The sequence below is a fragment of the Humidesulfovibrio sp. genome (genome assembly GCF_035560995.1).
GTDB lineage: Bacteria > Desulfobacterota > Desulfovibrionia > Desulfovibrionales > Desulfovibrionaceae > Humidesulfovibrio.
Genome location: NZ_DATMYK010000005.1, coordinates 1 through 10,599 on the forward strand (window position 1 = coordinate 1; position 10,599 = coordinate 10,599).

The 10,599-nt window shown below is 66.6% G+C and carries 9 protein-coding genes and 1 tRNA gene; 9 read left to right on the forward strand and 1 reads right to left on the reverse strand.

Translation table 11 applies throughout. The features are described 5' to 3' along the window. Nucleotides 1–206 precede the first annotated feature (206 nt). The 3 genes from VN419_RS00120 (at nt 207) to VN419_RS00130 (ending at nt 2,983) form a co-directional block, all read left to right on the forward strand. A complete protein-coding gene (locus tag VN419_RS00120; protein WP_325643157.1) occupies nt 207–1,040 on the forward strand; it encodes a phage capsid protein in 834 nt (277 codons plus the stop codon). A 37-nt stretch (nt 1,041–1,077) separates the two neighbouring features. After that, nucleotides 1,078–1,326 carry a hypothetical protein gene (locus VN419_RS00125; RefSeq protein ID WP_325643159.1) on the forward strand — a complete coding sequence of 83 codons (249 nt, stop codon included), beginning with the start codon at nt 1,078–1,080 and terminating at the stop codon, nt 1,324–1,326. A 214-nt stretch (nt 1,327–1,540) separates the two neighbouring features. After that, nucleotides 1,541–2,983 carry a UTP--glucose-1-phosphate uridylyltransferase gene (locus tag VN419_RS00130; RefSeq protein WP_325643161.1) on the forward strand — a complete coding sequence of 481 codons (1,443 nt, stop codon included), beginning with the start codon at nt 1,541–1,543 and terminating at the stop codon, nt 2,981–2,983. Between the two features lie 486 nt (nt 2,984–3,469). On the opposite strand, the gene VN419_RS00135 is transcribed toward VN419_RS00130, so the two are convergent. Continuing rightward, nucleotides 3,470–5,197, reverse strand: coding sequence for a glycosyltransferase (locus VN419_RS00135; protein ID WP_325643163.1), 1,728 nt, complete (start codon nt 5,195–5,197; stop codon nt 3,470–3,472). Nucleotides 5,198–5,497: 300 nt separating this feature from the next. Between VN419_RS00135 and VN419_RS00140 the strand changes: the two genes are divergently transcribed. The 6 genes from VN419_RS00140 to VN419_RS00165 form a co-directional block, all read left to right on the forward strand. Next, complete coding sequence (locus tag VN419_RS00140; protein ID WP_325643165.1) at nt 5,498–5,695, forward strand: hypothetical protein; 198 nt, start codon at nt 5,498–5,500, stop codon at nt 5,693–5,695. Between the two features lie 83 nt (nt 5,696–5,778). After that, nucleotides 5,779–5,854, forward strand: a tRNA-Phe gene (locus tag VN419_RS00145). A gap of 222 nt (nt 5,855–6,076) precedes the next feature. Continuing rightward, nucleotides 6,077–8,020, forward strand: coding sequence for an ankyrin repeat domain-containing protein (locus VN419_RS00150; RefSeq protein ID WP_325643167.1), 1,944 nt, complete (start codon nt 6,077–6,079; stop codon nt 8,018–8,020). Between the two features lie 49 nt (nt 8,021–8,069). Further along, nucleotides 8,070–8,552, forward strand: coding sequence for an EVE domain-containing protein (locus tag VN419_RS00155; RefSeq protein ID WP_325643169.1), 483 nt, complete (start codon nt 8,070–8,072; stop codon nt 8,550–8,552). Nucleotides 8,553–8,600: 48 nt separating this feature from the next. Further along, nucleotides 8,601–9,809 (forward strand): exonuclease SbcCD subunit D, encoded by a 1,209-nt coding sequence (locus VN419_RS00160; protein WP_325643172.1) that lies wholly within the window; start codon nt 8,601–8,603, stop codon nt 9,807–9,809. Then, nucleotides 9,806–10,599, forward strand: a 794-nt coding sequence (locus tag VN419_RS00165; RefSeq protein WP_325643174.1) for an AAA family ATPase, incomplete at its 3' end; no start/stop codon positions are given. The genes VN419_RS00160 and VN419_RS00165, both read left to right, overlap by 4 nt.

The following is a 10,599-nucleotide window of genomic DNA, read 5'->3' on the forward strand; positions in this document are numbered from 1 at the left end:
CTATTTTTGTCTCTTTTGCGGCCAAAAACCCGCCATTTTCATCCGCCCCAAAAAGCGGCGCTATACTCTCGCGCAAGCGGGCCTGACGGAGACCCGCTGCCCGGCCCCGCGCCGCGGCCGCCAGTCCGAGGCACGGACACCTGCGCGGCCGCGCCCCAGGCGACACCCGGCCCCCAGAAACCCCTTTCGACTCTGGAGGACCATCCATGTCCACAAGCATCAGCAATTCCTTCATCGCCCAGTACATGGCCGACGTGCACGAGGCCTACCAGCAGCGCGGCAGCAAGCTGCGCGGCACCGTGCGCCTGAAGACCGGCGTCAAGGGCGCCACCGCCGTGTTCCAGCGGAACGGCAAAGGCGCGGCGGGCAAGAAGACCCGCCACGGCAACGTGCCGCTCATGAACGTGGCCCACTCCACCGTCACCGCCACCCTGGAAGACTGGTACGGCGCGGACTACGTGGACCACCTGGACGAACTGAAGACCAACACCGACGAGCGTCTGGTGGTGGCCAACGCCGGGGCCTACGCCCTGGGCCGCAAGGTGGACGAGCTCATCGTCTCCAAGCTGGGCCAGACCGCCAGCGTAGTGGCCGAGTCCGGCACCGGCCTGACCAAGGCCAAGGTGCTGGAGGCCTTCGCCCTGCTGAACGGCAAGGACGTGCCCGACGACGGCAACCGCTTCGCCGTGGTGGGCGCGCACCAGTGGAACGAGCTCCTGGACATCAGCGAATTCAAGAGCGCGGACTTCGCGGGCGACCGCTACCCCTGGCTCAAGGGCACGGAGAGCCGCACCTGGCTCGGCATCACCTGGATGTTCCACACCGGGCTGCCCCTGGCCGCGGGCACGCGCAAGTGCTTCCTGTATCACCGCAGCGCCATCGGCCTGGCCGAGGGCCAGGAGGTGAAGGTCTTCACCGACTGGGTGCCGGAAAAGGCCGCCCACCTGGTGGACCATCTGCTCTCCGCGGGCGCCGTGCTCATCGACGATGAAGGCGTGGTCCAGATCAACTGCGACGACGACGCCGCCCTTTCCGCCTAACCGCAACCTTCCGCAACCACCCACGACAGGAGATGCCATGAGCTACGATTCCACCACCATGCGCCTGATGGGCGGCGTGCCCGGCCAGCAGCTGTTCCTCTACCGCAGCCCGGACGCCATCGGCGCGGTTTCCGCCTCCGGCTACTTCGACAAGGCCATCGCCGAATACAACCTCGCCAGCGGCGACATCATCCTGGCCGTCAGCGGCTTCGGCGCGCTCAACGTGCTCGACGCCCTGGTGGCCAGCGTTTCCGGAAGCACGGCCACCACGGGCCTGCTCTCCTAGGGGCCGCGGCGCGGGAAATCCCCAAGACCTCCTCCGACGCACACACCCGCGCCAGCTCCGGGCCCGGCCAGGATCACCCCTCCTGCGCCGGGCCTTTTTCATTCGCACTGCGCGGCGGGCGGGCACCCCTGCTTGCCATTTCCCCAACCTTCCGCATATACTGATCATGCTGAAAAAACCCAGGATGGGCCGCAGCGCCCCTCACGGAGCCCACATGAAGATCAGCTGCCTTACGGCGCAAGACCCCGCGGTCCATACCATGTTCAGACCCTTTGCCCTCAAGATGGAGGAAAGGCGCATTCCCTCCATCGTCATCAACGTGTTCAAGTGCTACTACACGCAGATAATGCAGGGCGCGCAGGGCAAAACAAGCGATGCCGACATCTCCCCCCTGCTGGAGGGCGAGGTGCCCGCCTACGCGGACCTGGAAGCCTACTCCGACGCCGGACGCGAGGCCCTCTCGCACACCATCGTCATAAAGCTGAACGGCGGTCTGGGCACCAGCATGGGCCTGGAGCGCGCCAAAAGCCTCATCCCCGTGAAGGACGGCCACACCTTCCTGGACATCATCGTGCGCCAGGCCAAGGTGCTGCGCAAAAAATACAAGTCGCCCCTGCCGCTGACCTTCATGAACAGCTTCAAAACCCACCGCGACACCATGCTCAAGGTGGAGGGGCTGGACAACGGCGACACGGGCATCCCGCTGGCCTTTGTGCAGCACATGTACCCAAAGATCATGGAGGCCGACCTCTCCCCGGCGGACTGGCCCGCCAATCCGGAGCTGGAATGGAACCCGCCCGGCCACGGCGACGTGTACACGGCGCTGGTCACCTCGGGCCTGCTGGCCAAACTGCTGAAGCGCGGCTACCGCTACGCCTTCATCTCCAATTCCGACAACCTGGGCGCGGTCATGGACTCGCGCCTGCTCGGCTACATCGCCCAGGAACGCCTGCCCTTCCTGATGGAAGTGGCCCGGCGCACCCACCTGGACCGCAAGGGCGGCCACCTGGCCAAGCTCAACGACAGCAACCGGCTCATGCTGCGCGAACAGGCCCAGTGCCCGGAAAGCGAGCTGGAAAGCTTCGCCGACATCGAAAAGTACCGCTACTTCAACACCAACTCCCTGTGGGTGGACCTGGAAGTGCTGGAACAGGTCTTTGTCGAAAACCTCATGATGCCGCTGGACCTCATCCTGAATCCCAAGACTTTGGACCCGCGCGACCCGGACTCCCCGCCCGTCCTGCAGGTCGAAACCGCCATGGGCTCGGCCATCAGCGCCTTCGAGAACGCCCGCGCCGTGCTGGTGCCGCGCACCCGCTTCGCGCCCGTGAAGACCACCCAGGACCTGCTGCTCGTCATGAGCGACTGCTATCTGCGCACCAAGCTCGAAACCATCGAACAGAACCCGGCGCGCACCACGCCCATGCCCGCCATCGCCCTGGACCAGAAGTTCTACAAGAAGATCGACATGTTCCAGGAACGCTTCCCCAAGGGCGCTCCCTCGCTCATCAACTGCGAACGCCTGGAGGTGCACGGCGACGTGCGCTTCGGCAAGAACGTGCGCATAAACGGCGTCACCCGCGTCATCAACCGCTCGCGCAAGCAGGTGCGCGTGCCCGATGGCGCTGCGCTGGAAGGCGAAGTGCTGTACGCGTAGGGGGAAGGGACAGAGAGAAAGGGAAGAGAATATTTTTTCCAGGGGGTATGCACCCCCTGGACCCGCAGGGCAAGCGAGAGCGCCCGGGCCGAGTTCCACTCGGCCCGGGCGCTCTCGCTTGCGATGGTATCGGGATGGGGACGTCTCCAGTGCCGTCTCTGACGGAATCCCGTTTGGAAATCCTTAATCGTTGCCCTGCTCAGCTATCCATTCTTCCAGCGCACCCGACTCTCCCTCTTTACGGAATCGCCGCGACGGCTTGATGGCTTCCTCTTATTGGAGGCTGCTCCCTTCCCCCTCCTCTCACTTTCCCGAAACCGGGCGCTTCCCACACAATTCAGGCGGGGCTGTCCCGGCGAATGTGCGGGAGCTCACCGCCGCCCACACGGCCCCATCTCGCCGGACCTTTGTCCGGCGGACACGCGGGTCCAGGGGGTGCATACCCCCTGGCGAGGTCAAGGGGCAGCCCCCCTTGCCGCATCCCGGCTACCTGGCCAAGGCCCTCCGCAAACGCTCGGAGGGGTCGGCCTGGGCAAGGGCTTGGTCGAACTCCTGGTCCTGCCCCAGGCTTTGAGCGAGGTGCGCGGCCAGACGCAATTCTTCAAAGCCGGATTTTGGCCGAAAGGTTTGCAGGCAGACGCGGCCGAGTTCAAGGCTCACGCGCCAGTCCTCGCGCGCGCGCAGGCTCAGCTCGGAGAGCAGCCCCAGGCGCAGCACCTCGGCTCCCGGCTCGCGGGCAAGACCACGCGTGAGGGCGCGCAGGGCTTCCTGCTGGCCGGGGTGCAGGTGCAGGGCGCAGTGCAGGCATTCGTTGGGGCTGGCGGGCAGGTGCTCCTCGGCGTCAAAGGCGAAGCCGCCGCGCGCGCGGACTCCGGCCTCATCGAGACGCTGGGCCCAAGCCAGAAGCAGGGGTACGGGGCCTTCGGAGTTGTTGGGCGGGGTGATGCCGGCGCGTGCGGAGAAACGCAGGGCCGCGGCCATGTCTGGCGTGCCTTGCCCGGGCTGCCCCAGGTCGAGGAGGCACATGGAGCAGGTGAGCGCCAGGGCCAGGCCGTGCCCGTGGCGCAAGCGGGGATCGGGCTCAGGGGGCAGCTGGACGTCCAGGGCGTGGAGGAGCGCGGACAACTCGTTCGGACGTTTCAGGCGCTTCAGAGTATGGGCTAGACGCAGGCGGGCGCAAAGGGCGAGGCAGGCGTTTTCGTCCAGGCGCGGCAACTGAGCCTGGACGCCGGGCAGGGTGGCCAGCCGTTCGGCCACGGCCTCTTCGCTGCCGGGCAGGCGGCCGGCCTCGCACAGGTTCGCCAGGGCCAGGGTGAGCCAGAAATGGGCGTCCTGGCTGGCCAGGTGCTGGCGCGGCGCCTCGGCCGCCTCGCGCAGGATGGTTTTGGCCCGGGCCAGGGGCAGGTGCTCGGCCTGGGCGCGCTCCCAGGCTGCGCGGCCCAAGGTTTCGGCCAGGCGCGGGCTTTTGGCCAGGAGCTTCAGGTTCTCTGCCAGCTCCAGGGCATCGGCGCACACAAGCATTTCGCGCCCGGGTTCGAACAGCTCGGCCTGTTCCGGGCCAAGATCCTGCGCCAGCACCACGCAGCCGCAGCCTGCGGCCTCGAACAGGCGGAAGTTCACCTCGCCGGTGATGGACTCGTTGGGCACGGCTTTGGTGTGACGATAGAAGTCGAGCATGGCCGGGAAGTCGAGGTTGTCCTCCAGAGCGAAATCCTGGGGCGCGAGTTCGCGCATGAGTTCGGCCAGCCAGGTGCGCGCGGGCCGGGTGGGCCCCAGGCGTCCCACGAAGCCCGCCAGACGGCTGCGCTCGGCAAAGGGCAGAAAGGGGCCTTCCGGGGCGTGCCAGGGCAGATGGCGCAGGCGGGGCGCGCCGCAGGCGGCAAGGTGCGGCATCCAGCGGCGCTGGGTGGAGAAGACGAGGTCGAACAACCGAACGTAAGGTGCATGCCAGAAGGCGTTGAGGTGCGGGTCCAGGGCCCAGAAGACGCGCACGGCCGTGATCTGCTCCAGCCCGGCCAGGAGCAGGCGCGGGCCCAGGCGTTCACACTGCAGGAGGATGTCGGGCTCGAAGCCTTGGCGCTTGAGCTCCGCGTGCATGTCGTACACGCCGCTTTCCGCGGGCGAGAGGGAGAGCACCTCACAGCCGAGGCTTTGCAGGGCCGGAACCAGGGGGCCGGCGGCATGGACGAGGCAGACGCGAAACGGTCTGTTCATGGCTGGCATCTACACGAGTTTTTTGAGAAATACTACGAGTTTCAAAATGTGCGTAGACCGGACTAATCCTGAGGACCACGGGGGCCGATAAGACGCCAGCAGCAGGGTCGACCGACCGTCCCGGCTGCTGGGCGCCAGGGATCAGGGCGCCTGACGGGCGAAAAGGACTTCGCCGATTTTCGGGCTGGGGCGCAGGGCCTCGCCAAGCGGCCTTCCGCCCCCGCCCGTCAACTCCGCGCGCACACGGCACGACCGACCATTGCCCGCGCGCGGGTGCGAGACAAGACCGGGAGGAGACACATGACCGACTACAAGTGCAATGCGGCCTGGCCCCAGAGCGGGCCGCCGCCCACAGAGGCGCCGGGGCGCGCCGCCGAAGATACGGAGCGCCTGGCCTACATCGACGGACTCAAGACCCAGATCCGCAATGGAGTGTACCGCCCGGATGTGCGCGACTTGGCGCGCTCGCTGGCGAGCATGCTGGTGCGGGACCTGTAGCGAAGCGGACATTTGCGGCCCGGAGGCGAAAATTTCGCTTGCCAAGAGGCGCGCACTTCGGGTAGTTGAGCTTTCTCACGCGCGCCGAGGTAGCTCAGTTGGTAGAGCAGGGGACTGAAAATCCCCGTGTGGGGAGTTCAATTCTCTCCCTCGGCACCAGAAAGATCAGCCCCTTACGATGAATGTCGTAAGGGGCTTTTCGCTTGTGGGGTGATTTTGTCCATCTCCTGTCTCGCCCCAACCGTCCGGCAGGCTTTTCATCCGCTCCCTGCTCATGTACTGTTCCGCCATTGCTGGAAAAGTGGGCGCATGGCCCGCCCGGCTCATAACCGGGCTCTTGGCCCCAGAAGCGAACCCCAGAACCCACCAGGAGCTCCCCACGTGAATCCCCTGCGCGCCCGTGCCCTGTTTCTTGCCCTGCCTCTTGCGTTGTCCCTTGCGCTGCTGCTGGTCTGCGGAGCCTTTGCCCCCCTGTACGCAGCCTTTGGGCGCGAGACCAGCCAGCCCATGCCGGAGCTCTTTAAGGCCATCGACAAGGGCGACCTGGCCCGGGTCCGGGCCGCCATCGACGGCGGCGCAGACGTGAACGCCGTGTACGACCGGGACACCATGCTCTGCTGGGCCATCCGCGAAAAAAACATGGAAGCGGCCAAGCTTCTTTTGCAGTCGCCCCGGCTGGACGTAAACAAGCGGGGCATCCTCTACGACTCCTTCGGCAGCATATGGGAGCGCACGCCGCTGATCCAGGCCGCGCACATGGGCCAGGCGGAGATCGTGGCCCTGCTGCTGCAACGCGGGGCCAACCCGAACGCCCGCGACCGCACGGACAGTGTGCCCGAGGCGCGCGGAAACACCGCGCTCATCAAGGCCGCGCAACGGGACCACACCGAGGTCATCCGGGTGCTCGTCACCCAGGCCAGGGGCATCCTCATCGATGCGCAGACCACCGAGGGAGAGACTCCGCTCTCGCTTGTGGTCGCGGCCGAGGACCTGGAAGCGGTGAAGATGCTGCACACCCATGGGGCCAAGATCAACCACCAGAACAACATTGGCGCCTCCATGCTTGTGGGCACGGTGCTGCATAAGAAGTTCGAGGTGCTCGAATATCTCGTCGCCAATGGCGCGGATATCAACATGTCGGACAATAATGGACAGTCGCCGTTGATGCAGGCCATTATGGTCAACAACAAGGAACTGAAGAAGATCGGCACGTGGCTGGTGAAATTCATCACCTACAAGCCCAAGCTGGATTTTGAGCAGCTCAAGGGCGAAGGCGGCTACTCCGCCATGCACCTGGCCGCCCGCTTCGGGTTTGTGGACATCGGCAAGCTTTTGCTGGACAGCGGCGCCACCCTCGACATCACGAGCCTGCTTACCGGCGGCACGCCCCTGCACACCGCCGCCAGCGCGCATCAGATCGATTTCGCCAAGATGCTCATCAAGCGCAAGGCCAACCTGGAAATCGTGGACAAGCTCGGCTCCACGCCGCTTTTGACCGCCGCCCTGGTCATCGACCCGGACATGGTGGAGGTGCTGGTGGACGCGGGCGCGAACGTCAACGTGAAATCCACCGTGAACCCCCTGGTGACGCCCATGGTGCACGCAGCGGGCAATCCCAATCCGCTTGAGCACAGGAAGAACGTCTCCATCATCAAGTACCTGCTGGACCACAAGGGCGACATCAACTTCCCCTCCTCCAACGGCACCACGCCGCTCATGGCCGCGGCCCGGAAGTCCGACACGTCCGACGGCTACGACCGGGCATCCCTGCTCATCGACAGGGGGGCGCGGCTGGATGCGGTGAACGACAAGGGCGAGACGGCGCTCATGCTGGCCGCCGGCGCGGGCAACGAGAAGCTGGTGAAGCTGCTGCTGGACAAAGGCGCCGACGCGCAGAAGAAGAACGGCGCGGGCGAAACGGTCATGGCCTACGCGGCCCGCGCGGGAAAGTCCGGCAGCGTTTCGGCCCTGGAGGCCAAGGGCGTCAAGCCCGAAGCACCCATCGTGCGCAAGACGGTGGTCGTGGACGCTTTGGTGGGAACCTGGAAGGGATTCCACGACGGGCTGCCCCAGGCCCTGTACACCGTTGTGCTGAACAAGAACGGCAGCTTCGACTTCAACTCCCGGTTGACGCCGGAAGCCTTGAAGAACATGCCCAAGGGCGCGGTGAATCCGGTCATCGCCGCGCAGAAGGGCAAGTACACCATTGAGGGCGACACCATGATCTGGGATCTGGTCGGCGCGCCGCCCACCTCCATGAAGTGGAAGCTGGAAAACGGCACCCTGGTCATCGACAACAAGATCCGGCTGAAGAAGACGAAGTAGGCCCGTCCGGAGCGCAGGCTCCCGGCGGCGCGGCAAAGGAGGTTTCCACATGGAACGGAACTATTGGCTGCTGAAAACAGAGCCTGGCTGCTACTCCATCGACGACCTGGCGGCGGAGCCGGACCAGACCACCAGCTGGACCGGCGTGCGCAACTTCCAGGCCCGCAATTACATGCGCGACCAAATGGCCGAGGGCGATTTGGCCATCTTCTACCACAGCGTCACCAACCCAGGGGCCGTGGGCACAGTGCGCATCGTGCGCGCCGCCCATGCCGACGAGACCGCCCTGGACCCTGCGGACGGGCACTTCGATCCCCGCTCCACGCCGGAGAAACCGTTGTGGTATGCAGTGGACGTGCGCTTTGAGCGGAAATTCGCCGCGCCGGTGCCCCTTCAGGCCATGCGCCAGGTGCGGGCGCTTTCCGGCATGGAGCTTCTGCGCAGGGGTTCGCGGCTGTCGGTCATGCCCGTGACCGAGGCGGAATTCCTGCTCGTCTGCAAGATGGGAGAAGGGGCCGGAACGGACGTGTAAAAGGCCCCTTTCCGGCCGCCAGACTTCCAACCACAGAGGAGATTCCGCGTGCGCATCCTGCATCTGGCCGACCTGCACCTGGGCAAGCTGGTCCACGAGGCCCCCATGACCGAGGACCAGGCCCATGTGCTGCACCAGGTGCTGGCCATGGTCCGCGAGAACGCCGTGGACGTGGTGGCCGTGAGCGGCGACGTGTACGACCGGGCCATTCCGCCCGTGGCCGCCACGCGGCTCATGGACGAGTTCCTGTCCGAACTGGTGCTGAACCTGGGCGTCGCGGTCATCCTGACCCCCGGAAACCACGACAGCGCCGAGCGCCTGTCCTTCGGCAGCAGGCTCTTGAGCGCCCGCGGCCTGCACATCGCCCCCGGCCTGCCGGGAGAGATCATTCCGCTGGTCCTGGCGGACGCCCACGGCCCGGTGACCTTCATCCCCCTGCCCTACATCACCCCGCTGATGCTCAAGGAGCGCGAGGAGGACCTGGCCACGGGCGACTTCGACGAGGCCATGGCCCGCGTCATGGCCTCGCTGCCCCACATTTCCGGCCGCAGCGTGTGCCTGGCCCACTGCTTCACCCTGGGCGGCAGCGCCTCGGAGTCCGAGCGCCCCCTGTCCATCGGCGGCTCCTGCCTGGTGGACCCCGCGCACTTCGCGCCCTTCAGCCTCACCCTGCTGGGGCACCTGCACCGGCCGCAGAAGGTGGCCGAGCGCGCCTTCTACGCGGGCAGCCCGCTCAAGTACTCCTTTTCCGAGGCCGACCACCAGAAGAGCGCCGCCCTGTATGACCTGGACGCGGACGGCGGCTTCACGCGCACCCTGCTGCCGCTTTGCCCCCGGCGCGACATGCGCAAGATCTCCGGCGAGCTGGCCGCGCTTCTGGCGGCCGCCGAGGCCGACGCTGGCCGCGAGGACTACTTGTGGATCGAGCTGACGGACCGGGGCGCGCTGTTCGACTACGCGGCCAAGCTGCGCCAAAGCTATCCCAACGTGCTCTCCATCACCCGGGCGCAGTACGGCAAAGAGGGCGGCGAGGCCGAAGGCGGCATCAGCGTGCGCGGCAAGACCGAATGGGAGATCACCACGGCCTTTTTCCGCCACGTGAGCGGCCAGGACCTGGACGAGGCCGAGGCGGACGCCCTGCGCGCCGTGGTGGACGAAATGCTGCGGGCCGATGCTCTGGGGGCCCTGGGCGAAACGGACGTGGCGGACACGCCGGGCGCAGCGCCAGCGGCCGCCACAGGGGAGATGCAGGCATGAAGCCCCTTGTCCTGACCCTCAAGGCCTTTGGCCCCTTTGCCGGGGAACAGCGCGTGGACTTCACCCGCACGGGCACCAATCCCTTCCTGCTCATCAACGGCCCCACCGGCGCGGGCAAAACCTCGCTTTTGGACGGCCTGTGCTTCGCCCTGTACGGCAAGGCCAGCGGCGAGGCGCGGGAAAAGCAGAACGACAAGTTCCTGCGCTCCCAGCTGGCCCGGCCGGAGGACGAATGCTCCGTCAGCCTGAGCTTCCAGGTGGGCGAGCGGCGCTTCGTTGTGGAGCGCAAACCCACCCAGGACGTGCACTCGCGCGGGAAGAGCGTGGAGCGCAAGCACCGCGTGGACTTCTGGGAGCAGGACGCCCAGGGCGTGGTGCTGGGCGAGCGCCTGTCCAAGGTGGGCGAGGTGGATGCGCGCGTGGAGGAACTGGTGGGCTTCACCTGCGAGCAGTTCCGCCAGGTGATGGTGCTGCCCCAGGGCGAGTTCCGCCGCCTGCTGCTGGCCAAGAGCGACGAGAAGGAGAAGATCCTCCAGAAGCTTTTCGGCGCGGGCAAGTACAAGCTGGTTGAGGAGGCGCTGAAGCGCCGCCGCAGCGCTCTGGAGCGCCTGCTGACCGAGCTGGACACGGGCATGGCGGCCCTGCTTGCGGCCAAGGGGGCCACGGGCGTGGACGAGCTGGAAACGCGTCTGGCCGGGCTGGCCGGGCAAAGGCAGGAGCGCGAGGCCGAGCTCGCCGCCGCGCGCCTGCGCCTGGCGGAGGCCCAGGCCGCCGTGGCCCAGGCCCAGGC